The 25865-nt window shown below is 37.9% G+C and carries 16 protein-coding genes, 1 rRNA gene and 1 pseudogene; 15 read left to right on the top strand and 3 right to left on the bottom strand.

What is annotated here, in order from left to right; all coding sequences use genetic code 11:
• Position 1 precedes the first annotated feature (1 nt).
• The 8 genes from IGJ93_RS11670 to IGJ93_RS11635 all read left to right on the top strand — a co-directional run bounded on the left by IGJ93_RS11670 (position 2) and on the right by IGJ93_RS11635 (position 9943).
• Positions 2-1648 (top strand): putative polysaccharide biosynthesis protein, encoded by a 1647-nt coding sequence (locus IGJ93_RS11670; RefSeq protein WP_067481681.1) that lies wholly within the window; start codon positions 2-4, stop codon positions 1646-1648.
• 80 nt (positions 1649-1728) lie between these two features.
• A complete protein-coding gene (locus IGJ93_RS11665) occupies positions 1729-2448 on the top strand; it encodes a pseudouridine synthase (RefSeq protein ID WP_067481678.1) in 720 nt (239 codons plus the stop codon).
• 254 nt (positions 2449-2702) lie between these two features.
• The gene (locus IGJ93_RS11660) at positions 2703-3650 is read left to right on the top strand and encodes an ABC transporter permease (RefSeq protein WP_067481676.1); all 948 of its coding nucleotides are present in this window, start codon (positions 2703-2705) and stop codon (positions 3648-3650) included.
• Between the two features lie 12 nt (positions 3651-3662).
• Positions 3663-4583, top strand: coding sequence for a carbohydrate ABC transporter permease (locus IGJ93_RS11655; RefSeq protein ID WP_067481675.1), 921 nt, complete (start codon positions 3663-3665; stop codon positions 4581-4583).
• Between the two features lie 32 nt (positions 4584-4615).
• Entirely contained in the window at positions 4616-6073 is a 1458-nt protein-coding gene (locus IGJ93_RS11650; RefSeq protein WP_067481673.1) for an ABC transporter substrate-binding protein, read from the top strand.
• Between the two features lie 85 nt (positions 6074-6158).
• On the top strand, positions 6159-6773 hold the full coding sequence (locus IGJ93_RS11645) for a DUF624 domain-containing protein (RefSeq protein ID WP_067481672.1): 615 nt from the start codon (positions 6159-6161) through the stop codon (positions 6771-6773).
• Complete coding sequence (locus IGJ93_RS11640; RefSeq protein ID WP_071869316.1) at positions 6766-8508, top strand: sensor histidine kinase; 1743 nt, start codon at positions 6766-6768, stop codon at positions 8506-8508. The genes IGJ93_RS11645 and IGJ93_RS11640 overlap by 8 nt, the downstream gene beginning before the upstream one ends.
• Positions 8501-9943, top strand: coding sequence for a response regulator transcription factor (locus IGJ93_RS11635; protein ID WP_071869317.1), 1443 nt, complete (start codon positions 8501-8503; stop codon positions 9941-9943). Before IGJ93_RS11640 ends, IGJ93_RS11635 begins: the two co-directional genes overlap by 8 nt.
• A 203-nt stretch (positions 9944-10146) precedes the next feature.
• Here IGJ93_RS11635 and IGJ93_RS11630 read toward each other — a convergent pair whose 3' ends face one another.
• Both IGJ93_RS11630 and IGJ93_RS11625 read right to left on the bottom strand, forming a co-directional pair.
• Entirely contained in the window at positions 10147-12288 is a 2142-nt protein-coding gene (locus IGJ93_RS11630) for a GH92 family glycosyl hydrolase (RefSeq protein WP_095803852.1), read from the bottom strand.
• Positions 12269-13336: a GntR family transcriptional regulator gene (locus IGJ93_RS11625; RefSeq protein WP_071869319.1), complete on the bottom strand. Its 1068-nt coding sequence runs from the start codon at positions 13334-13336 to the stop codon at positions 12269-12271. The genes IGJ93_RS11630 and IGJ93_RS11625 overlap by 20 nt, the downstream gene beginning before the upstream one ends.
• A 151-nt stretch (positions 13337-13487) precedes the next feature.
• Here IGJ93_RS11625 and IGJ93_RS11620 point away from each other — a divergent pair, with 151 nt between their 5' ends.
• Genes IGJ93_RS11620 through IGJ93_RS11610 form a run of 3 tightly spaced genes read left to right on the top strand, consistent with a single transcriptional unit; the run spans position 13488 to position 18339 of the window.
• The gene (locus IGJ93_RS11620; RefSeq protein WP_270492995.1) at positions 13488-14777 is read left to right on the top strand and encodes a glycoside hydrolase family 125 protein; all 1290 of its coding nucleotides are present in this window, start codon (positions 13488-13490) and stop codon (positions 14775-14777) included.
• A gap of 10 nt (positions 14778-14787) precedes the next feature.
• A complete protein-coding gene (locus tag IGJ93_RS11615) occupies positions 14788-17475 on the top strand; it encodes an alpha-mannosidase (protein ID WP_086270659.1) in 2688 nt (895 codons plus the stop codon).
• Entirely contained in the window at positions 17476-18339 is an 864-nt protein-coding gene (locus IGJ93_RS11610; protein WP_067481660.1) for an ROK family protein, read from the top strand.
• Positions 18340-18540: 201 nt separating this feature from the next.
• Here the strand turns inward: IGJ93_RS11610 and IGJ93_RS11605 are convergent, their stop codons facing one another.
• Positions 18541-19395 (bottom strand): RluA family pseudouridine synthase, encoded by an 855-nt coding sequence (locus IGJ93_RS11605; protein ID WP_067481659.1) that lies wholly within the window; start codon positions 19393-19395, stop codon positions 18541-18543.
• 196 nt (positions 19396-19591) lie between these two features.
• On the opposite strand from IGJ93_RS11605, the gene IGJ93_RS11600 reads away from it, so the two are divergent.
• The 4 genes and pseudogenes from IGJ93_RS11600 to IGJ93_RS11585 all read left to right on the top strand — a co-directional run bounded on the left by IGJ93_RS11600 (position 19592) and on the right by IGJ93_RS11585 (position 25855).
• A complete protein-coding gene (locus IGJ93_RS11600) occupies positions 19592-21763 on the top strand; it encodes a PBP1A family penicillin-binding protein (protein ID WP_270346781.1) in 2172 nt (723 codons plus the stop codon).
• Between the two features lie 65 nt (positions 21764-21828).
• Positions 21829-22170: a YlbF family regulator gene (locus tag IGJ93_RS11595; RefSeq protein WP_067481657.1), complete on the top strand. Its 342-nt coding sequence runs from the start codon at positions 21829-21831 to the stop codon at positions 22168-22170.
• 194 nt (positions 22171-22364) lie between these two features.
• Positions 22365-23779, top strand: a pseudogene (locus tag IGJ93_RS11590) (MFS transporter).
• Between the two features lie 515 nt (positions 23780-24294).
• Positions 24295-25855 (top strand): 16S ribosomal RNA (locus IGJ93_RS11585).
• Positions 25856-25865: the final 10 nt, after the last annotated feature.

Raw genomic sequence — 25865 nt, 5'->3', positions numbered from 1 at the left:
GATGAATAATCAAAGAGGACCGACAGAAAAAGTTTTAACTGCCCAAGAAAAAATGGCTCGAGGCTCTGCTTGGATGACAACAAGTAATATCCTTTCGCGTTTATTGGGTGCGATTTATATTATTCCGTGGTATGCCTGGATGGGCGAAAATGCAAAAGCAGCAAATGGTTTGTTTAACATGGGCTATAATATTTATGCGCTGTTTTTATTGATTTCAACAGCTGGGATTCCTGCGGCGATTGCCAAACAAACGGCTCGTTATAATTCATTAAATGAATATGGTACTTCTCGCCGACTTTTCTTCCGCGCTTTACAAATGATGGGGATTTTAGGCATTGTTTTTGCCGCGTTCATGTATCTTGCTTCACCTTGGCTTGCGCATGCTTCTGGTGGCGGAGACGAATTGATTCCAACAATGCGTTCATTGAGTATTGCGGTATTGGTATTCCCATGTATGAGTGTAATTCGTGGGTATTTCCAAGGAAATCAAGACATGATGCCTTATGCACTTTCACAAATTGTTGAACAAGTTGCACGAATTTTTTACATGTTGTTGATGACGTTTATCATCATGAAGATGACTACAGGCGATTACGTGGCTGCAGTCACGCAATCAACGTTTGCCGCGTTTATCGGAATGTTAGTTAGTATTGTGGTTTTGCTTTATTATTTAAGAAAACAACAACCACTGATGAATCAGCATATTGAACATAGCAATAACCAAGTAAATGTAGCAACTAGAAAACTATTACTGGATACTATGAAAGAGGCTATTCCATTTATCATTGTTGGATCAGGAGTAACGATTTTCAAATTGGTTGACCAGTTTACGTTCATTCGAATCATGTCTGCCACGACGGAATATTCAAAGGCACAGTTGCTTGATCTATTTTCTATTTTTAGCGCAAATCCAGATAAGTTAACGATGGTGGTCATTGCCTTAGCAACATCGATTGCAGCGACGGGCTTACCATTGATTACGGAAGCCATCACATTGAAGGATCGTCCTGGTTTGGCTAAGTTGACTAGTGGCAATCTACAATTGTTTTCGTTTGTCATGTTTCCTGCTACCGCAGGTGTGATGTTGTTAGCTTATCCATTGAATACACTCTTTTACACACCAGATGTATTGGGCAGTAAAGTATTGGTCCAAGCAAGTTTTGTAGGCTTATTTTTAGGTTTGTATATGTTGATTTCTAATATGTTGCAAGGAATGTTTGAAAATCGTGCAGCTATTCGCTACTTGTTGATAGGCTTTGTCGTGAAATTAATTTTACAGTATCCTGCGATCAGAATATTTCAAGTTTACGGACCGTTACTAGCAACCATGATTGGTTTCGCTGTTTCTTGTATCTTGATTCTTCGTAAAATGCACCAAGTCGTACGTTTTCGAGTTGGCTTTGTTTGGCGAAGAACGTTGTTGATTTTTATCATGACGCTATTGATGTTGTTAGCAACAGGATTAACAAAGCAACTTTTAAGTTTATTCTTAAGCCAAGATAGTAAATTTGAATCATTGATTTTAGTCGTCAGTGTGGCTGGCGTGGGTGTAGCAGTTTATGGTTATTTAGCATTGAAAATTCGCTTGGCGGAGAAATTATTGGGCAGCAGTATGGTCCGACTACGTTATCGCTTACGAATCAAATAAAAAGAAAGAAGAGGAAGTTGCGACAAACGTCAATAGACTGTTGTTGCAAGTTCTTTTCTTTTTAGAAAGTAGGAAAACGCATGCGTTTAGATAAATTTTTAGCCGATGTGGGGTTAGGCAGTCGAAAGGAAGTCAAAGGGTTAATCAAAAAAGGCCAAGTGACTGTTAATGGCAAAGTAATCAAAAGTGATAAGTTTCAGGTAAAAGAACTCTTAGATGAAATTGCTTATTTAGATGAAAAACTTATGTACCAAAAGAATTTTTATTATCTTTTAAATAAACCTGCGGGTGTGGTTTCTGCAACGCAAGATAACTATGATGAAACTGTTTTGGATTTGCTGAATGATTTTGATTATCGTGAGGATCTTTTTCCAGTAGGAAGATTGGATAAAGATACGGAAGGCTTATTGCTCATAACCAATGATGGTGCTTTGGCACATCGACTATTGTCGCCGAAGAAACATGTTGAAAAAGAATATTTTGCAAAAGTAGCTGGGGTGATGACGGCAGAAGATATTGATGCTTTTTCAAAGGGATTGGTCATCAGTCAAGGGGAAGAAACACTTCCTGCTGTGTTAACGATTGATGCAGTGAACGAAGCCGAACAAACGTCAGACATTCGTTTGATTCTTCATGAAGGAAAATTTCATCAAGTGAAACGAATGGTGAAAGCTGTTGGCAAAGAAGTGACTTACCTCAAACGAATCCGAATGGGAAATGTTGTATTACCTGCAGACTTAGGACTAGGTGAGTATCGGGAGTTGACGGCAGAGGAATTAGTAAAAATCCAAGAAAAGTAAACAATTAAAAAATTAGGTGCTATTCCTGCGTAAATACGCAAAAATAGGCAACCTCATTTAGTACAAATGAAAGGGGAGGAATCTGCTATATTCCTTCCTTTTTTTATTGATCAAACTCAAAAATAGGCAGCGACCAATTAAAAATAGTTCAATATCAGCTATAGTTTGTTTCATTATACCTATAATTTGTTTATTCAATCTTGTTTTTGAAAGCGCTATAATTACGGTGCGAACAAGTTGAAAGGAGTTTTTTGATGAAAAAAAGAAAGGGGTTAAAACATTTTTTCTCGATGGTTTGGCGTTTTAAAGCTTTGATTTTAATGGCTGTGCCTGGAATGTTGTGGATGATTTTCTTCTTCTATATTCCAGTGTTAGCAAACGTGGTTGCCTTTAAAAATTTCCATATCTCTGCAGATGGATTTTTGGCAAGTTTGAGAGAGAGCCCGTGGGTTGGTTGGGAGAATTTCAAATTTTTATTTTCTTCAGATCAGGCATTTTTAATTACGAAAAACACGATTTTGTATAATGTAGGATTTATTACACTAAACTTACTGATTTCGGTTGTTTTTGCCATTATCATGAGTGAATTAAGAAATAAAAAATTAGTAAAAGTGTATCAAACAATGTCATTACTACCTTATTTCTTGTCTTGGGTTATCATTAGTTACTTTGTTTATGCCTTTTTGAGCCCAGATAAAGGAATTTTCAACCAATGGCTGTTAGGTCATGGAAGAGAAGCAATCAATTGGTACAATGAACCAAAATATTGGCCATTTATTCTATTGTTCATTGGGACGTGGAAAGGAATCGGCTATAATAGTATCATTTACTTTGCTTCAGTAATGGGAATCGACCCCACTTACTATGAAGCAGCTATGGTTGATGGCGCAAGCAAATGGCAACAAATCAAACATGTGACAATTCCTCAATTAGTACCGTTGATGTCGATTTTAACGATTTTAGCTGTTGGGAATATATTCCGAGCTGATTTCGGATTGTTCTATAATATTCCAAGAAATTCAGGCGCACTGTATGACGTGACTCAAGTATTAGATACGTATATCTTTAATGGGTTGACTTCTACAGGTGACTTTGGAATGACTGCAGCAGCCGGATTGTATCAGTCAGTTGTAGGATTTGTTTTGTTAATGACTACGAATGCGATCGCACGTCGTTTCGACAGCGAATCAGCATTGTTTTAGGAGGGGGATTCGATGAAAAAGAAAAAAGTAGAGCAGGTTCAAGTGCGAGCTTTCAGCAAACCAATGAATCTCTTTTCTAATTTATTGATCGCGATTTTTGCCTTCTCCTGTATCTTGCCGTTTCTATTTGTTATCGCGATTTCTTTGACAGATGAAACAGCGTTAGCAACTAATGGTTATAGTTTCTGGCCAGAAAAATTCAGTACATTTGGTTATACGTATCTATTTGGACAGATGCAAGAGAAAATTTTCCAAGCATTATTTGTAACAGTTTTAGTAACGGTTTTAGGAACTTTGATTAATAGCACAGCTACTTCATTGTATGCCTATGCAATCTCTCGTTCTAATTTCCCGTTCCGTCGTTTCTTTACAGTCTTTTGTTTAATTACCATGTTGTTTTCACCAGGGATGGTAGCCAATTACTTGGTGATGACCAATTTGCTTCAATTAAAAGATACGATTTGGGCACTGATTTTGCCAATGGCAGTTAGCCCATTCAATATTATTGTGATGCGAACTTTCTTTAAACGCTCAGTCTCAGATTCAATTATTGAGTCTGCCAGAATTGATGGAGCAAGCGAGTTGCGAATTTTTATTCAAATCGTGTTACCTTTAGCTGTTCCCGGAATTGCGACAATTAGCTTATTTGCCGCATTAGGTTACTGGAATGATTGGTTCAACGCATTACTTTACATTCAAAATGATAACTTAGTCCCATTACAATACTTGTTGATGAAGATTCAAAGTAATATCCAATATCTCACACAAAATGCGGGAGCTGGAAGCCAGCTTGCTGGAGGTTTAGCAGCTGTACCAGGAGAATCAGCACGAATGGCAATCGTTGTTATCTCAACATTGCCAATTGCGATTAGTTACCCATTTTTCCAAAAACATTTTGTCAAAGGGTTAACGATTGGTGGAGTCAAGGAATAAATAATAAATTATTTTATTTAGGAGGAAGTAAGATGAAGTTATGGAAGAAACTAGCCTTTACAGGAGTTTCAGCGTTGATGGTTGGTACGTTAGCTGCTTGTGGTGGAGGTTCAAATGCAAGCAGTAATTCAGAAGGGTCTGACAGTATCACATTGCAGATGTATCAAATCGGGGATAAGCCAGATAATTATGATGCATTGATGGAAGTGGCGAATAAACGAATCGAAGACAAAATTGGCGCGAAGGTCAATATCAACTATATCGGTTTTGGGGACTACGAGAAAAAAATGAACGTAATCATTTCTTCTGGTGAAAACTACGATATCGCTTATGCAAATAACTATGTTTCTAATGCTCAAAAAGGTGCGTTTGCCGACCTAACTGAGTTAGCACCTAAATACGCTAAAGATGCTTATGATGCGTTAGACGAAGCCTATATTAAAGGAAATTTAGTCAATGACAAATTATATGCGCTTCCAGTAAATGGCAATGTGTTTGCTCAACAAGTGTTAACTTTTAACAAACCATTGTTAGATAAATACAATCTTTCAATTGATGGAATCGAATCTTATGCAGATGCCGAAAAAGTTTTACAAGAATTCCACAAAAAAGAACCAAATACAGCTGCTTTCGCCATTGGTCAAGGCTTCAAAGTTCAAGGTGACTTCGATTATCCATTAGGAAATACGTTACCATTTGCCATTGATTTAAATGGAGACAAAGCAAAGATTATCAATCAATACGACAACAAAACTTATGTTGACTTGCTTCGTACGATGCATAGCTGGTACCAACAAGGCTTGATTCCAAGTGATGCGGCAACAAGTAGCAAAGATTATCCTTTAGAAGGGAACACTTGGTTACTACGTGGCGAAACACAAGGGCCTTTCGATTATGGTGACACAATTTTAAGTAATGCAGCAAACCAAGAATTAGTTTCTAAATCAATCACTGTTCCTTTGAAATCAACAGGACAAGCACAAATGGCAAACTTCGTTGTTTCAAATACTTCAAAAAACAAAGAAAAAGCAGTTGAATTTTTAGGATTACTTAACAGCGATGCTGAATTATTGAACGGATTAGTTTGGGGAATTGAAGGCGAAGCGTGGGAAAAAGTAGACGGAACAGACGACAAGATCAAGTTGTTAGATGGTTACCAACCAAAAACACACATGTCTGCTTGGAACACAGGAAATAACGCAATTTTATACACACAAGAATCAATCACTGATGAAATGATCGCTACACGCGATAAATCAATTGAAGAAGCTGAAACTTCACCAATCTTAGGGTTCAGCTTTAATACAGACAGTGTTAAAACAGAAATCAGTAACATCTCAAACGTCATGAATCAGTATATGGATGGATTAAATACCGGAACAGTTGATCCAGACGAAACTTTGCCTAAATTGCTCGAGGCATTAGATAAAGCTGGTTACGAAAAAGTTTTAACTGAGATGCAAAAACAATACGATGAATTTCGAAAATAAATAAGTCTGACAGCGAGCGGTTCCATCTGCTCGCTGTTCTTTATATAATAAGAGAGAAAAGATTATGTTTTAAAAAGGAGATATTATGTTAGGAAAAGCTTTGGAGACATTGTTCATTCGTGTGTGGGTAGTTGTTAAACTAACACTTTTTTTCTGGTTGTTTAGTCTAGCAGGCGGGATTGTTTTAGGAATTGGACCAGCGTTGAAAACAATTAATGAATTATTTTATCACTATGAGTTTGAGTACAAAGACATAACACTTAAGCAAGGTTGGTACTGTTTTAAGAAATATTTTAAGCGAGGAAATTATTTGTTTTTCTTCTTTTTTGCAGGGTTAGCTATTCTAAGTTATAATCTTTATCTTTCAGTTCAAATACAAGGACTTTTATTTTTGGGAATTGATTTTATTTTGTTGTTTGGTTTACTTTATTTGTTTGCAACGTATCAATGGAGTTTAATTTTAGATAGTGAATATGAAATGACATTCGGCAATGTGATTAAGTTAAGTTTTATTTCAAGTTTATCGAGCTTTTCTACGTTGTTGAAGATGATTATTGGTAGCGGGATTATCCTTGCGTTGACGTGGCATTTCAAAGGTCTATTGTTATTTGGTTTGCTAGGTTTATTGACCGTATGGAATGTGTTGGCGACAAAAAAATGGCGCGAAGAATTAGCGGTTCGAATGGAAAACTATGAATAATCCATTCAAAGTTTTATTTTCAAAAGGGACGTTGCTCAACCGTTTGTTGCGTAAATACGCAGTAGTGATGACTGTACTCACAATTGGCGCAACAATTATTTTTAGTATCCATACTTGGAGTCAAAACCAAAATCAAGCAGAAAATGTCACCAATGAAGCACTGCAAACGACAAATCGAATGCTAAATGATAAAACAACATTAAGCAAAATTATCAAAGATCAACTTCTGGGAAGTCCAGAAAAAATCGAGAATGCGACAACTTATCTGACACAACCAATTGACCGGTATTTGATGTACGCATATACGCAACAAAGTAAAACCAATGAACTATTGTCTTTTCCAAATGAAATGTTGGATCTTTACGTCAACTATGAAGAGCTAAGTTCTCTCTACATTGTTTTTAGTCAACTGCCAGAATATTTTGAGTCTACCAGAGAACACAAAGCGGGAATTGTTAAAACGGGAACCCCGACATTAAAAAATGCTTTTTATATCAAAATGCCGATTACTCAAGGTGGCACGGAGCTGGGAAGCATCTTTGTTGGGTTCCAAAAGAAAGAATTGGAATCCAGTTTAGAAAGCCTGAATGCTTTTAATGGCTTATCTTTGTACATGATTTCTGGCTCTGCTAATCGTCTGTATACTTTTCATAGCGCAGGACTAGCACCAGAAAGCCGAAAGAAACAAGAAACACTGATTACACAAGAATTGGATAAGAATTCTGGACTCCCTTTATCGAAATTGGAAGAACATAACTTTGTTTCCTATCAGGAATTATCTGGTGAGTACCGTATACTAGCAACGCTAGACCAACGAAATGTTTATCGAGAAACTGCAAGAAGTCTGGCACCATTGATTATTGGCGTGATTCTTTTAGACAGTATTCTACTCGTATTCTTATATAAAACATTTAAACGTTATTCTCAGCAAATCGACGTAGTGATGCGTGCAATGAATGAAGCGGCAAATGGTAATCTGGACACGCGAATTGCCCAGGAACAAACGGAGTATGAGCTGAAAGATTTAGCGCAAGGTATTAATACTATGTTGGATAGCATCAACCAATACGTTGAAGATATCTATAAATTAGAAATCAAACAAAAAGATGCACATATGCGCGCATTACAAGCACAAATCAATCCTCATTTTCTTTACAACACATTGGAGTACATTCGAATGTATGCGTTGAGTGAGGGAAGCGAAGAACTTGCAGAAGTGGTCTATGCTTTCTCTGCATTATTAAGAAATAACACGAATCAAGAAACGAAAATTAGCCTTAAAGAAGAGCTGAATTTTTGTGAAAAGTATGTATTTCTCTACCAAATGCGTTATCCTAATCGTGTAGCCTATCATTTTTCGATTGAGGAATCACTAGAGCAAATTGAAGTACCGAAATTTGTAATCCAACCACTAGTTGAAAACTATTTTAAACATGGAATTGATTTTACTCGTTATGATAACGCATTGAGCGTAAAAGTTTTTCAACAAGGATCATTTGTACAAATTCAAGTGAAAGATAACGGTAAAGGAGTTACTCCAGAGCAGTTAGTGTCAATTGAAAATCGATTGGTACATCCAAAAGTCGAGTTACATGAATCAATTGGTTTGCAAAACGTAAATGAACGTTTACGCGCAAATTTCGGTAGCACGTACCGGATGCGATTGTTTGCGAATAAAGAAGGTGGCGTAACGATTAAAATTACATTTAAGAAGAAGGAGTCTGAAAATGTATAAAGTGTTGCTGGTTGATGATGAATACATGATTTTGAATGGATTGAAAAAAATTGTTGATTGGCCCAGTTTTGGATTTGAAATCGTAGCAACGGCAGAAAATGCTATGCAAGGGTTATTGGTTTTAGAAAAACAAGTTATTGATTTAGTTATTACAGATGTAACAATGCCAGAGATGAACGGTCTAGAATTTATTGAAGCAGCTCAAAAAGAGCAATATACCTTTGAGTTTATGATTCTTTCTGGCTACCAAGAATTTGAATACCTTAAAGGTGGTATGCAACTTGGGGCAGTTAATTATTTGATGAAGCCGGTGAATAAAACAGAGTTGATTGAAAGCTTAAAAAAAGTAAAAGAACGTTTGGATCAGCAAAATGAGCAAAAAAATCAGCAAGAAATTTATCAGGAACTTTTATTCAGTCAATGGTTAAATGAAGAGTTAGATGAAACCAGCGAAGAAGAGTTTTTGAGTGGATTACCTCAAGAGTCACAACAAATTTTATTGATTCAGCTAGAAAGAATACATGAATCTGCTATTATTCAATGGTTAAAAGAACAACAAGCAACTACTTATTATCAGCGAAGTTTTGGGGATGTGACTTGCTTCACCATTTTGCTTAGTCCCCAGAAAGTCGGGGACTTTTGTGACTATTTTCAAACGCAGTATGCACAACAAGATTGGCTGATTAGTGTGGGTGACGAAATAAAGGAAATAGATGATATTCCTGAAAGTTTTCGTCGGGCAAAAGACCAGTTGCATCTTCAACAGTTTTACGGTGAAGCCAGACGTGAAATCATTAGGTCCCTGCCTGCAGAAAATCAAGATCAGTTAATTGATTTTTCTACTTTTAGTCGCGCGCTTCAAAGTAATCAGTTAGATTTAGTTCAACAAATGATTCGTGAGTTTTTTGAACAATTCCAATCGGCAGTCATGACTCCCGAGGACATTCGGCACTTCACTTTCTTATTGTTTATGGATATTCAACGAGAGCTGATTACACTAGAAGATGATGAGTACTTGACAGGTATTCATCAAATAAATCAGGCAAAAAATGTGAATGACCTTCAAGAATTGTTGCTTTCATTAGTTCGTAAGCAGCAAAAGCAAAAAAACTATAGTGAAAATATCAAGCAAGCGCTGCAAATACTGCACGAAAATTACCGGGAGCCGTTAACATTAAAAGAAGTATCCGAAAGTTTGCACCTAAATGTGATGTATCTCGGGCAACTATTTAAAAAAGAAACGAAAAAAAGCTTTTCTACCTACTTAAATCATTTACGGATGGAGCAAGCAAAATGGTTGCTACTTCACAGTGAACAAAATATCAATGAAATTTCAAACGAGATTGGCTACAACAACACCACTTATTTCTCTAAATTATTTAAGAAAATTGTGGGACAATCACCAAAAGAGTACCGAGAAAAGCCCCTTACTTAGTTTAAAGAAAAAAGTAGGGAGTACAGTGTTTAGACGTAGGAACTTCTATATAGGTTGAATTGCTGATTTTGGAATGATAATGACTGAGTAAAAAAGACAATCAAAAAGACTGAGCCCAAACGAAAATATGTTTTGGTTCAGTCTTTTTTTATGAAAATAAAAATCAAATTTTATTTTTGCACGTAGTTTATTGTGAAGGCTTATTAGGTTAAAGAAAACGGTAAAGCATCGGCCGCGTATTTTTTGGGGTGAGGAACAGTACCTAAGTGATAACGAATTGTTCCTCCTGTGAGTAAGTCTTCGTGTGTAAAGAATAACTTAGAATGTATTTGATCATTACGGTCAACTTGATGAACAAACTGTTGCTGTGGTTGATTTGGTGAGCTTTCAATCGTAAGTGTCTGACCGTTTGCAAGTTTTAGTTCAACGTGATCGAACAGCGGCAAACCAATAACATATTCTCCAGAACCAGGTGTGACTGGATAAAAACCTAAACTGCTAAAGATATACCAACCTGACATGCTACCATTATCTTCATCACCGGGATAACCTGTCGGTGAATCATTGAAGGTTTGAGTCAACAATTGTTTAATTAACGGCTGAGCCATCTCTGGTTTACCAAGATAACTGAATAGATAAGGGTAGTGGAAGCTAGGTTGATTTGAGATAGCCAGTTGTCCAAATTCAATAGCGGCCATTTCACTCATTTCATGGATTTCAAATCCGTATCCACCAACTTCAAAGGAAGGAGATTGATTACAAAGCTTGATTAATTTTTCTTGAAAAGCAGCTTCTCCACCATGTTCACGAATCAAACCATTAAAATCTTGGTAGACGGCAAAGCTACTTTGCCATGCACTTCCTTCTGCGTAATCTTGACCCCAGCGAGTCGCTGAGAAGTTTTCTCTAAATTGTTGATTCGTATCTTTTGCACGCATGAACCCAACGGTAGGGTCAAAAATATTACGATAGTTTAAGGACTGTCTTTGATAAAAAGCACTGGTCTCATGATCCCCCAGTATAGCAGCAACTTGGCTGATACAAAAATCGCTATAAGCATAATCTAAAGTATGATTGACTGATTCATGATAGGTACTAGGAACATAGCCATATGTTAAATAATCAAGTGTTCCTTGGCGACCATAATTAGGTAACTCACTTTGGACAGTAGCGCTTTTTTTCATTGCTATTAAAAATTCAGGCATCAAATCGCTACGAATTCCTTTTACTGCGGCGTCAGCAATTACCGCATCAATCAATGTTCCGGGCATTAAACCTCGTTCATCAGGCGATAGCCATTTTGGCAAAAAGCCCGTTTCTCGATAACTTGTAAGAAAGCCCTCAAGCATTTCCTCATATTTTTCAGTGGCAATCAATGAATAGAGTGGGTAGACCGTTTTATACGTATCCCAAAATCCATTATTTGTATAAAGAACACCAGAGCGAATAGTTTTGCTGAATGTATCATAGTGAATTTTTTCGCCATCCTTAGTTACTTCATAGAATGTTTGAGGAAAGAGAAATACACGATATAAGTTATGATAAAAAGTACTTACTTGTTTTTTATCATGATGACTGATTTTGATTTTATCGAAATATTCTTGCCAAATTTGGCGATTTTTTTCCAGGTATTCATCAGGCGACTGTGCAGACTCTCTCAATAAATTTACCTGTGCTTGTTCTTCGCTAATAAAAGAAGTACCAAAGCGAATCGTTTGCTGTTCGATCGAGCCAAACGACAACAAAATAGAAGAACTATTTTCTGGAATTGCTAACTCAGTGTCGAATAATGGTTGTTCAAAGGAAAGGATAAAGTGAAAGCGAAAATCAGGATCCTCACATCCAGAAAAGTTGATGAGATAACCAGTAATTGTATGCGAGTCTACAACATTTAACTGGTATCGCTCAGGAAAAGTCAAAAGTAAACCGCTATCATTTTTGTGATAATCAATCGTAAGGACACCACCATACATACTAGGAATCAACGTGGATGAAATTTCATAACGCAGTTGATTGATTGACAGATGCGTAGGGCAAAACGTGCTTTCTTCTGGTCGATAAGAACTCTGAGCATGAAAAAGACTGTTTTCAGGTAGAGTACCACTAACTGGTGTCATTAGGAAATGACTGAAATCACCCATCCAAGGACTAGGTTGATGTGTTAAACGATAACCTTGAAAGATACGGTCTTCTGGGTGGAACCACCAACTTCCTTTTTGGTCGGTTGTTTGTGGGGCAAAATAATTCATTCCAAACGGAACGCCTGTGTAAGGCAGGCAATTTCCGTTTGAATAATTGGACTGGTTGGCAGTCCCGTGGCGAGTATCAATTTGTTGAATGTTCATTGTTAAGCTCCTTCGTTGAGTGTCTTGTTATTAATGTAACTGGGTATTTGGTATCCGCTGGTGATTCTTTGGTTTCAAGCCAATGAATCAACTTTTCTCCAGCAGATTTTCCAAGTTCTTTGAAATTTTGGGCAATAGTTGTCAAAGGCGGATCAACTAAAGCTGCAGCTTGAATATCATCAAAACCGATAATTGAAAAATCAGCAGGAACTGAAAAGCCAGCTTGTTTCAATTGGTTCATTGTTTGAATGGCAACAAGATCATTTTCACAGACAAACGCAGTAAGTTGGTGTTCTTTGATATAGTTTAATAACTCTTTATTCGTTGCTTTTTGGTCGTCAAGCGCAGTATGAAAAGCTAAATTAGCTTTATCAAGAGCTTCAAGATAGCCTAAATAGCGCTGACGAACTGATTGTGGATGAGTTGGTTCGCCAAATAAGAAGCCAATTTTTTGATGACCGTCAGCAATCAATTGATTTGTGGCTATCGAGCCGCCGGCGAAATTGTCTGAAAGAACGGTTGGAAATGGTAGTTCATAAATTTTCTTATCCAAAATAATGACTGGAAAATCTTTCAGTGAAAGTTCAAACAATAAATCTAAGTGTTGCTCCGTATCGATAGCGTAGTAAATCAATCCATCGAATTCATCCATCACTTCTTTTGCCGTTTTTGTTTGGAGAAAATCAAGAGAGGTCATCAATACGTCAAATTGATTTTCTTGCATAATTGGATTCAATCCTTCAGTGAAATCACCAACGGACAAATCAGTTAAGAACGGAAATAAAAAGAGAATTCTCTTTGTTTTTTGAATGTGGACAGCCGAGGTCTCTGGATTGTCTGCTTTGACAAAGCTGCCTTTTCCACGAATTCGATAAATCAAACCAAGCTGTTCCAATTCTGTTAATGCTCGTTTGGATGTGATTCGACTTACTTGATATTTTTGAGAAAGTTCTTTTTCAGTAGGAACTTGGCTATCAATGGCTAAAGTTCCATCAAGAATTGCGTTGTGTAGATCGATAAATATTTTCTTATATAATGGTTGCTCCATAATAACACCTCTTAATGATATATCATGTATAAATGATAGCATAAATAAAGCAAAAGTAAACAATAAAAAATATTGTGAAAGCGTAGACAAAAAACGAACCAAGAAGTATAATCTACTAAGATATATCAAATAGAAAAGAGGATATTGAGAGATGCCATATAAAGATATACCAAAATCAGTTGAAGAATTCATGGGAAAAATTGAACAGAAATGTGGAAGTGAGCATGCAGATTGGGCTAAAAATTTTTCTACTGCGTTTGCTAATACATTGTTAACCACAGTAAAGCGACATTCTGATGGAACAACTTTCTTGCTAACCGGTGATATACCAGCTATGTGGTTAAGAGATTCCACTGCACAAGTGCGCCCTTACTTAGTGATTGCCAAAGAAGATAAAGACTTAGCAGCAATGATTAGTGGGTTGGTAAAGAAACAATTCTTTTATATCAACATTGATCCGTATGCGAATGCGTTTAATGAAGAAGCGAACGGGGCGGGACATCAGAGTGACCATACTGAAATGAATGATTGGATTTGGGAAAGAAAATATGAGATTGACTCATTATGTTATCCTGTTCAACTTGCCTATCTTTTATATAAAAATACGGGGCGAACAGATCAGTTTGATGATTCATTTGTTTCAGGAATCGAAAAAATTCTAAATGTTTTTCAAACAGAACAAGACCATACTAAGTCACCTTATCGATTTGAACGTGATACTACTCGTCTGGAAGACACGCTTGTTAATGATGGGAAAGGTGCAAAAGTGGTACCTACAGGAATGACCTGGTCAGGTTTTCGACCAAGTGATGATACTTGCCAATATGGGTATTTAGTCCCATCGAACATGTTTGCTGTAGTCGTTTTAGGATATATTGAAGAAATTTTTCAAACAGTGTTATCAAATAATCAAATCGTAGCAAAAGCTACCACATTGCGAGAAGAGATTCAACGAGGGATCGAAGTGTATGGTAAAACTAAAAATCAAGCACAAGAGACTATTTTCGCATACGAAGTGGATGGTCAAGGAAATACCTCAATCATGGATGACAGCAATGTACCAAACCTAATGGCTGCTCCTTACCTAGGCTATTGTTCTTCGGAAGACGAGACGTATTTACAAACAAGAAAAACGTTGCTTAGCCCAGAAAATCCTTATTTTTATGAAGGAAAGTACGCAAAAGGAATCGGTTCTTCTCATACGCCTGAAAATTATGTTTGGCCAATTGCTTTAGCAATGGAAGGCATGACCACTGATGATCGAAAAGAAAAAGAGCGAATTTTAGATTTATTAGTAGCTACAGATGCTGGAACAAACTTGATGCACGAAGGTTTTGATGTGGATAACCCTAACAATTACACAAGAGAATGGTTTTCTTGGGCAAATATGATGTTTTGTGAATTAGTAATGGATTACTTTGATATTCGAGTAGAAAAATAGGAGCGATTAGATGAAAAAGAAAGTATATATTATTTCCCACAGTCACTGGGATCGAGAATGGTACATGGCTTATGAACAACACCATATGCGTCTAGTTGAATTAATGGATGATTTATTAGAACTTTTTGAGAATGACCCTGAATTCAATAGTTTTCACTTAGATGGACAAACAATTATTTTAGATGATTATTTACAAGTAAGACCGGAGAAAAGAGCGTTAGTTCAACAAGCGATTGATGCGGGTAAGCTACGTATTGGACCATTTTATATTTTGCAAGATGATTTTTTGATTAGCTCAGAATCCAACGTTCGTAATATGTTGATTGGGTTGGAAGAAACGCAAAAATGGGGTGTTCCAGTAATGCTGGGCTACTTCCCAGATACATTTGGAAATATGGGGCAAACACCTCAAATGATGAAGCAAGTTGGGATTGAAGCAGCAGCATTTGGCCGCGGAGTAAAACCGATTGGCTTTGATAATCAGGTGCTTGAGGCAGAAAATTATTCCTCCCAATATTCTGAAATGAAATGGAAAGGGCCTGATAACTCAGAAATTTTTGGTTTATTATTTGCTAATTGGTATAGTAATGGAAATGAAATACCAGCTGAAGAGCAAGAAGCCAAGGCATTTTGGGATCAAAAATTAGCTGATGCAGAACAATATGCTTCAACTGAACATTTATTAATGATGAATGGTGTCGATCATCAACCTGTTCAAAAAGATATATCAAAGGCAATTGCATTAGCAAATCGTTTATATCCAGATTACGAATTTATTCATTCTAATTTTACCGACTATTTAGCAGCAGTAACAAATGATTTACCTGAAGATTTGGGGACCGTAGAAGGCGAATTAACGAGTCAAGAAACAGATGGCTGGTATACCTTGGCAAATACTGCATCTGCGCGCGTGTATTTAAAACAATGGAATACGAAAGTTCAAAGACAATTAGAAAATATTGCTGAACCGTTAGCGACAATGGCATATGAAGTTTCGGGAAGCTATCCTCATGATCAATTAGATTATGCTTGGAAAACATTAATGCAAAATCACCCACATGATAGTATTTGTGGTTGTTCAGTGGATTCTGTTCATCGAGAAATGATTACACGATTCGAAAAAGCAGACGAAGTTGGGAAATTTGTGGCAGAAGAAGCAATGAGGCAGTTGTCGCAAGTTATTGATACAAGCGAATTCCCAGAGGATACGTATCCTTTTGTTGTAATCAATACAGCTGGAACAGCGAAAACTGGTGAAGCTGTGATTGAAGTCGAGTTGGAACGTAAAAAGTTTGCTGAAGGATTACCAGAGACATTGTTTAAAGAATTGGAAGATGCGCCTGTTAAGAGCTATCATGTTGAGAATGCACAAGGAGAAATCATTCCCGCAATTGTATCTGAAGCAACTGTTCGTTTTGACTATGACTTACCGAAAGATCGGTTCCGGATACCTTATATGGAAAAAGTAGTGACTGTAACTATTCCGCTAGAAGAAATGGCTGCTTTTTCATGGGAGACATTTACGTTAGCTGAAGGAAAAGCCCCAATCGCTATTACTGATTCGATGGTCAGTGACCAAGGACGAGTAATCGAAAATGAATTGCTCAAAATCAAAATTGAAGAGAATGGTTCATTAACGGTGTTGGACAAAAAAATGGATCGACAATTTGAGGATATGCTTGTTTTTGAAGATACGGGTGATGTTGGAAATGAGTATATCTATAAACAACCAAGTGACACCGCCCCAATTCTTTCAAACCAACAAGGGGATTCTCAAGTAGAAATTTTAGTTGATACACCAGAGATTGCTCAAATCCAACTCATTCAGACCATGATGATTCCAGTTTCTGCCGATGAACTTCTAGAAAGGGAACAACAAATGGTAGTTGAATTCCGTTATCGTAAAGCGAAACGAGCAAAAGAATTAAAACCATTATTAATAGAAACAAAAATTACTTTAAGGAAAAATAGTCGGAAAATCGACTTTGAAACGACGATTGACAATCAAATGAAAGACCATCGATTACGCGCGCTATTTCCAACGAAGTTACATGTGGAACACCATGAAGCAGATAGTATATTTGAAGTCGTTACGCGACCAAATAAAGTTTCCGCAAGCTGGGAAAATCCAACGAATCCGCAACATCAACATGCATTTGTTAATCTTCATGATGAAAATTATGGTGTCACAATTGGAAACTATGGCTTGAATGAATACGAAATTGTAGATGCAGGTCAAATTGCATTGACCTTATTGCGTTGTGTTGGTGAGTTAGGGGACTGGGGATATTTCCCAACTCCCGAGGCACAGTGTTTAGGACAGCAACACTTCCAGTATAGTATGGAAATTCATGAACCAAATGAAAAATTCGCATCTTATCAACACGCGTATGCTGCGCAAGTTCCATTTACGACGCAACAATTAGCTAATCAACAAGGTGAATTAAGCAGCAAAAATAATTATTTAGAAGTGGATGCTAAAACGTTTGCAATTACTGCTTTGAAGCGAAGCAAGTTTAATGATAAAGTAGTACTGAGAGGATTCAATCTGTCAGGAAACGAAGAAGAAATGGTTGTTCAAAAACCAGGGACAACTAGCAGATTGTTGAATCTTTTAGAAAAAGACAGTAAGCAAACGATTGAGCCGACATTGATGCCTTATGAAATTCGGACAATCGGATTCGAGGAGGAAAAGTAAATGTACGGCGGAATAGAAGCAGGTGGCACAAAGTTTGTTTGTGCAGTGGCGAATGATCAACATGAAATTATGGAGAAAGTAAGTATCCCTACAACGACTCCAATAGAAACGTTGCAACAAGTGTTTGCTTTTTTTGACAAGTTTGACTTATCTGCTATGGGGATTGGGTCTTTTGGCCCGATTGGCATTGACCAAACAAAAGATAACTATGGATATGTTTTAGCAACACCTAAAAAAGGTTGGGCTGATTTTGACTTTTTAGGGAGTGTTAAAGCACGTTATCAAATTCCAATTGCGTGGACAACGGATGTTAATGCTGCTGCCTATGGCGAATTGAAGAAAGGTGCAGCACAAGGAAAGAATAGCTGTATCTATCTAACCGTTGGTACTGGGATTGGTGCAGGTGTTGTTTTGAATCAAGATATCTTTTCGGGGATTGCTCATCCGGAAATGGGTCATATCTGGGTGAAACGTCATCCAGACGATACTTACGCTGGTACTTGTCCTTATCATGGGGACTGTTTGGAAGGTTTGGCGGCTGGTCCTTCATTAGAAGCAAGAACCGGAATCAAAGGTCAAGATTTACCGGTAGACCATCCTGTGTGGGATATCCAAGCATTCTATATTGCACAAGCTTTAATCAACTATACATTAACTTTAGCACCAGAAAAAATTATCCTTGGTGGTGGCGTAATGAACCAAGATCATTTACTACAAAAAATTCGCCAACAATTTGTTGAATTAATGGCAGGATATATGGAAGTTCCAGAAGCTAGTGAATATATTGTTCGCTGGGGCTTGCCGAATGAAAGTGGGATTATTGGTAGTTTATTATTAGCCGAAAAAGAGTATCGACAAAAATAAAATTTCAAAAAAGTGGTTGAAATAAGAGCAGTCAACTCTGATAGATAAGAAGGATAATCTGGAAATAGCTTTATCTGTTTTTGAGATTATTCTACTCATTTTTGAGAGATTTGCTTTCGAAAAGCCATTTATTCGTAAAAAAGTGTCTGGAGCATAATCATTTTGATTAATGTCACAGACACTTTTTTGTTTTCTCAAGGCCTACCATAGTCCAGGAGTTGCTCTAGCGATAATCGTTTCTTGTGTGAATGGATGTGTCAAATGAAGTTCAATTGCGTGAAGCATCATTCGTTGCGCTGGCCGTGACTGATAAAGTGGATCGCCTACAATTGGATGACCTAGGCTTTCGAGATGAACCCGAATTTGATGTGTCCTCCCAGTAGCTAAAACACAATAAATTTGTGTTTGTGTCGGTAGATTTTTTGCAACGGTTACGCGGGTTGTTGCTGTTTTCCCGTTACGTTCATCAATGACTTGTTTTCGTCGGTTGTGTCGATCGCGTCCAATTTTCTTGGTGATGGTGATATCTTTGGTTAACTTTCCCCAAACGATAGCTTGGTAGCGTCGATAAATCTTCTTTTGTTCGACTAATTGGCTTAAAATAGGCAGAATAAATGGGTTTTTAGCGAATAAAATAGCACCACTGGTTTCTTGATCTAAGCGATGTACAACATATGGTTTCTCATCTTTCGGAGCTAGATAAGCAGCTAAATCATTCAATAAGGTTCCAGTTTCTTTTGCGTTATTGGGATGGGTTTTTAGACCAGCTGGTTTATTTACAATCACTAATTGATCGTCTTCATAGAGCGTGTGGATTTTTTTAGGATCACCAAAGATGATTTCTTGATGACTGTAGTCACTTTCTTCAAAATGCAAAGTAATTGTGTCGCCACCGCGGATTTCTGAATGAAAAGGAGCGGGCTGCGCATTTACCCAAACATTTCTTCGGGTACGCAAAAAATGACGAACTTTTTTTGGTACTAGCCATTCTCGCTCTAATAATTCTTGGATAGTTGTTGCTGAGTGATCAGCGGGTAATGTAATTGTGATTTCCATAACGGAGCTCCTTTCGTCGAAGTCAGTTTTATTTTACCATTTTTAAAATATATTTAAGAAAAAGATTAAATCAATCAACTACTTATTATGCTAAACTACCGTCATTAACTACAAAACTTACATCTTAAGCAGGAAGAAAGGCGCAGTTAGTTGTGGTAAACTGACCGTGTGAATAAAAAGATAGGAGAACATGCAAATGGATTTTCAACGCGTTTGGGAAAAAATAAAAGCTTCTTTGATTAGCTTTTGGCGCTGGATTAAGCCATATTTGAGCCGATTTCATAAATGGCGAAGGCGGATTTGGAAAAAATATCATATCAATAAAGTTATTCTTTTGTTGGGACTGATTTTTATTTTGGTAACGAGTGTTTATTTGTTTATTTTAGCAAAACAAGCAAATGTGGAGACTTTAAAATCAGGATTAAGCCAATCTACTGTTATTTATGATAAAGATAATGAAGAAGCAGGTACACTTTATGCTCAAAAAGGGACTTACGTAGAACTAGATGCAATTTCTCCGTATATTCAGGATGCAGTTATTTCTACGGAAGATCGAAATTTTTATAATCATCATGGATTTGATGTGAAGGGGATTGCTCGAGCAGCAGTTCGTATGCTTACTTCAGGGAGTACCGCTGGTGGTGGAGGGAGTACGATTACGCAACAATTGGCAAAAAATGCGTATTTAACACTCGATCAAACCTTTGATAGAAAAGCAAAAGAGCTGTTTCTAGCGATAGAAATAGAAAAGAAATACAGTAAAGAAGAAATTTTAACTATGTATTTGAATAACGCTTATTTTGGTAATGGTGTTTGGGGTGTTCAAGATGCTGCAAGGAGATATTTTGGTGTCAATGCGAGTGACGTAACATTGTCAGAGGCGGCAACAATTGCGGGTATGCTTAAAGGACCAGGTATTTATAATCCAATTGATAACCCAGAAAATGCTAATAATCGAAAAAATACTGTGTTGAGTGTGATGAAAGAAAACGAAAAAATCACAGCAGAACAAGCCAGTGTGGAGAGCCAAACGAACATTACGGATTATTTAAATGACACGTATACGGATTCGGAATCAGGTTATCGCTATCCTTATTATTTTGATGCGGTAATTGATGAGGCTGTGGAAGCATATGGACTGGATGAATCAGATGTAATGAACAAGGGGTATAAAATATATACTGCGTTAGATCAAAATTATCAAAAGCAGCTAGAAGCGACTTATCAAAATGGACAGCTATTTCCGGCAGATGCTTCGGACGGGGCAATGGTTCAATCTGCGTCTGTTGCATTGAATCCGAAAAATGGTGGTGTACAAGCCTTGGTGGGGCGGCGTGGAGAACACGTCTTCCGTGGATTTAATTTTGCAACACAAATGAAAAGGTCGCCAGGTTCGACAATTAAACCATTGAGCGTGTACTCAGCTGCTTTAGAGTCTGGCTACTTACCTTCTAGTACTTTGCAAGACGCACCACAAAGTTACTATGCTGCTCAAAATTATGATGGTACGTATCAAGGTGAAGTGCCAATGTATCAAGCAGTAGCTCAAAGCTTGAACTTGCCAGCTGTTTGGTTACTCCATGAGATTGGTCTTCAAAAAGGGTATGATAAAGCAGAAGAATTCGGGTTAAGCTTATCAAAATCCGATAAATACTATGGTTTAGCATTAGGTGGCTTAGAAAAAGGTGTATCACCGTTAACCATGGCCGGAGCCTATAGTGCTTTTGCGAATGATGGGCAGATGTATTCGCCACATTTGATTACGAAAATCGTTGATTCTACAGGTGCAGTTATTGTAGATAATACGGACAAAAAACCTAAACAAGTAATTTCAAAAGAAACAGCAGAACAAATGACAAGTATGCTGCTTGGCACATTTTCTAATGGAACAGCAGTTGCTGCAAATCCAGCTGGTTATACGGTTGCTGGTAAAACTGGTACTACGGAAACGAATTTTGATGCCACTAAAGCAAATGATCAATGGATTGTTGGCTATACACCAGACGTAGTTATTTCAACTTGGATGGGTTACGAAGAGTCCAGCGAATTGCACTACTTAGAAGGAACGAGTGGGAATGTTGTGGGCCGAGTCTTTAAGTCTGCTGCAGAAGGAATTCTTCCTTATACTTCAAATACAAGTTTTAGTGTCGCGGATGCGTATGCAACAGGCGGAGAGGTCGTCCCAGCAGATCAAGTGGACAATCCATCAGAAGCAGAGGACAATGCTGAAAAATGGAAAGAAAACTTAGATCAATATGGCGAGAAAGCAAAAGAAGGATTGAAGAACTTTGGTGACTTTGTAAAAGACGGCGTACAAGGAATTGGCGATGCAGCCAAAGATTTGTGGCGGAAATATCAAAGTGAGTAGTTCTTTGAAAACGGATAGCTGCATGTTACAATGAACTCAACTACTGAAAGAAAAGAGGCAATATTATGTCAAATATCTATGATAGCGCGAATCAAATCGAACGCGAAATTCGTGAACTTCCTGAATTCAAAGCTTTACAAGAAGCATACGGTAAAGTAAAAGAAAATAAAGAAGCGCATGAACTATTTAAAAACTTCCAAGCAATGCAAATTGAATTACAGGAAAAACAAATGCGTGGCGAAGAATTCTCTGATGAAGATGCAATGAAAGCACAAGAAATGGCTATGAAAATTCAATCAGAATCAGTTATCAATGATTTAATGGAAAAAGAACAAGGTTTTAGTACAATTATTAATGATTTAAATCGAATCATCATGACACCAGTACGTGACCTATATAGCGAATAATTAATAGTAAATAGAAAAGAGCAGTGCTGATTGCAGTCCTGCTCTTTTTTTGCTTCTAGCTAAGTAAAATTCTTTCTCTAGTTTTTTATCAACCAACATAATGCAAGGAAATAACAATATTGTGAATATAAAAATAAAAAAATGAAGGGTATAATTTTGAAAGCGATTACCAAAAAGGAAAAGGAGTGACTGGAATGCTTTCGCAACAAGTAGTTTCTGAGGAGACAATCAATAAGAAAACAAGTGCGTTTGGTTTGAAGGACAAAATTGGTTACATGCTTGGTGATTTAGGGAATTGTTTTATTTTAGGATTGGTTAATAGCTTGTTGATGATTTATTACACAAATGTCCTTGGTGTTTCTGGAGCAATAGTAGGTACGCTTTTTCTAGTTTCAAGAATGTTAGATGCATTTGCGGATGTTTTCGTTGGACGGCTACGTGATATTTCTAAGGTAACAGAAGTTGGACGATCTATCCCGTAGATTCGCCGAATGAAGTATCCGTTTTGTACCGTAACAGTTCTAATGTTTTTGCCTATTATTCAGCATTTACCAATGTTGGACAAGATGATTTATATTTTTGTTTCATACATTGTGTATGGTATTTTTCTTTCAATAATTAATATTCCTTATGGGGCAATGGCGGCAGCAATCAGTTCAAATCCGGATAATCGGTCTTCGTTGTCGATTTTCAGAAGTATTGGATCAGCAATCGGTGGATTAACTACGGGTTTCTTTATTCCAATATTAATGTATACGCAAAATAAAAATGGTCAACAGATTATCTCAAGTGAACGCTTTTTCTGGATTGCCATTGGCTGCGCGTCAATAGCTTTTCTAGCATATATCTTAACTTGTAAGCTATCCACGGAGAGGGTAAGAGTAGAAAAAAAGAAGAGATTCAAGCAACCAGGTTGGTTAAAGACTTAATTTCGAATCGTGCACTAGTAGTACTAGTTGTTGTGGACATTTATATTGTGATCAATCAAATTTTAGCTGGGACAATTATGACTTATTTATTTAATGACTACTTCCATAATAAAGAAGCAATGTCGATTGCTTTATTATTCACGTATGGAACGGTCGTTGTATTGGCTCCTTTTGCAACGGCGTTGACAAGATGGTTTGGTAAGAAAGAAGCAAGCGTTGTCGCTCTAATGTTTTCTTCTATTATGTATTTATTGATGTATTTTTTACATATTACAAATGCATGGGTATACTTGTTCCTACTATTTATTGCAACATTGGGATCAGGATTATTCAATTTGATGGTGTGGGCTTTCATTACAGATGTAATTGATTATCATCAATATACAACGGGGTTACGAGAAGACGGAACAGTTTACGGTGTCAATTCTTTTGCTAGAAAATTGGGACAAGCATGTGCAGGGGCAATTGGTGGTTTTATGTTAACGATGATTGGCTATCAATCGTCTTCAGTAGGCGGAACAATTCAGTCAGCTTTAGTGCAAGAACGTATTTATACGATTGCTAATTTATTGCCAGCAGTTTGTTTGCTATTATCTGCGGTGATTTTACTTGTTGGTTATCCACTCAATAAGAAAGAAACGATTAAAATGGGTGAAAAATTAAAACAAATCAATCGTTAAGTTGTGAAGAGATAGAATTTAAAATTAGGTCAAGCGAAATGTAAAATTTTGCTTGACCATTCTTTTTTTTTATGATAGAGTGAATGAGTTGTTGAAAAACAACTAGAAGTTAAAAAAATAATTTCAAAAAGTTGTTGACGTGTGAATTATCACATGATAAGATAACTAAGTCGTTTAAAAAGGACTGCTTATGAAGCTTGATTTCATCAAGAAAAACTTTAAAAAAAGTTCTTGACAAATAACAAACGATGCGATATATTAAGTGGGTTGCTGAAAGATTTCTCGAATGAAATCAAAGAAACTTTTTTAAAAAAGAGTTGACATTCAAACGTCACTCTGATATGATATAAAAGTTGCTACGGCAATTCAAGTAGACCTTTGAAAACTGAACAAAGTAAGACAAACCAAATGTGTAGGGCGTCTTGATTCAATTCAAGACAACAAACATTTTTAAACAGCAAGCAATATGCTAGCAAACAAATTGAGCTTAACAATCGAAAGATTGTTCTAACTTTTATTATGAGAGTTTGATCCTGGCTCAGGACGAACGCTGGCGGCGTGCCTAATACATGCAAGTCGTACGCTTTTTCTTTCACCGGAGCTTGCTCCACCGAAAGAAAAGGAGTGGCGAACGGGTGAGTAACACGTGGGTAACCTGCCCATCAGAAGGGGATAACACTTGGAAACAGGTGCTAATACCGTATAACAATCGAAACCGCATGGTTTTGATTTGAAAGGCGCTTTCGGGTGTCGCTGATGGATGGACCCGCGGTGCATTAGCTAGTTGGTGAGGTAACGGCTCACCAAGGCCACGATGCATAGCCGACCTGAGAGGGTGATCGGCCACATTGGGACTGAGACACGGCCCAAACTCCTACGGGAGGCAGCAGTAGGGAATCTTCGGCAATGGACGAAAGTCTGACCGAGCAACGCCGCGTGAGTGAAGAAGGTTTTCGGATCGTAAAACTCTGTTGTTAGAGAAGAACAAGGATGAGAGTAACTGTTCATCCCTTGACGGTATCTAACCAGAAAGCCACGGCTAACTACGTGCCAGCAGCCGCGGTAATACGTAGGTGGCAAGCGTTGTCCGGATTTATTGGGCGTAAAGCGAGCGCAGGCGGTTTCTTAAGTCTGATGTGAAAGCCCCCGGCTCAACCGGGGAGGGTCATTGGAAACTGGGAGACTTGAGTGCAGAAGAGGAGAGTGGAATTCCATGTGTAGCGGTGAAATGCGTAGATATATGGAGGAACACCAGTGGCGAAGGCGACTCTCTGGTCTGCAACTGACGCTGAGGCTCGAAAGCGTGGGGAGCAAACAGGATTAGATACCCTGGTAGTCCACGCCGTAAACGATGAGTGCTAAGTGTTGGAGGGTTTCCGCCCTTCAGTGCTGCAGCTAACGCATTAAGCACTCCGCCTGGGGAGTACGACCGCAAGGTTGAAACTCAAAGGAATTGACGGGGGCCCGCACAAGCGGTGGAGCATGTGGTTTAATTCGAAGCAACGCGAAGAACCTTACCAGGTCTTGACATCCTTTGACCACTCTAGAGATAGAGCTTCCCCTTCGGGGGCAAAGTGACAGGTGGTGCATGGTTGTCGTCAGCTCGTGTCGTGAGATGTTGGGTTAAGTCCCGCAACGAGCGCAACCCTTATTGTTAGTTGCCATCATTTAGTTGGGCACTCTAGCAAGACTGCCGGTGACAAACCGGAGGAAGGTGGGGATGACGTCAAATCATCATGCCCCTTATGACCTGGGCTACACACGTGCTACAATGGGAAGTACAACGAGTCGCGAAGTCGCGAGGCTAAGCTAATCTCTTAAAGCTTCTCTCAGTTCGGATTGTAGGCTGCAACTCGCCTACATGAAGCCGGAATCGCTAGTAATCGCGGATCAGCACGCCGCGGTGAATACGTTCCCGGGCCTTGTACACACCGCCCGTCACACCACGAAAGTTTGTAACACCCGAAGTCGGTGAGGTAACCTTTTTGGAGCCAGCCGCCTAAGGTGGGATAGATGATTGGGGTGAAGTCGTAACAAGGTAGCCGTATCGGAAGGTGCGGCTGGATCACCTCCTTTCTAAGGAATA

This window comes from Enterococcus sp. DIV0174, assembly GCF_050529065.1.
GTDB classification, from domain to species: domain Bacteria; phylum Bacillota; class Bacilli; order Lactobacillales; family Enterococcaceae; genus Enterococcus_B; species Enterococcus_B thailandicus.
The sequence above is the reverse complement of the archived record's forward strand: the minus strand, read 5'-3'. Positions and strand labels throughout refer to the sequence as shown.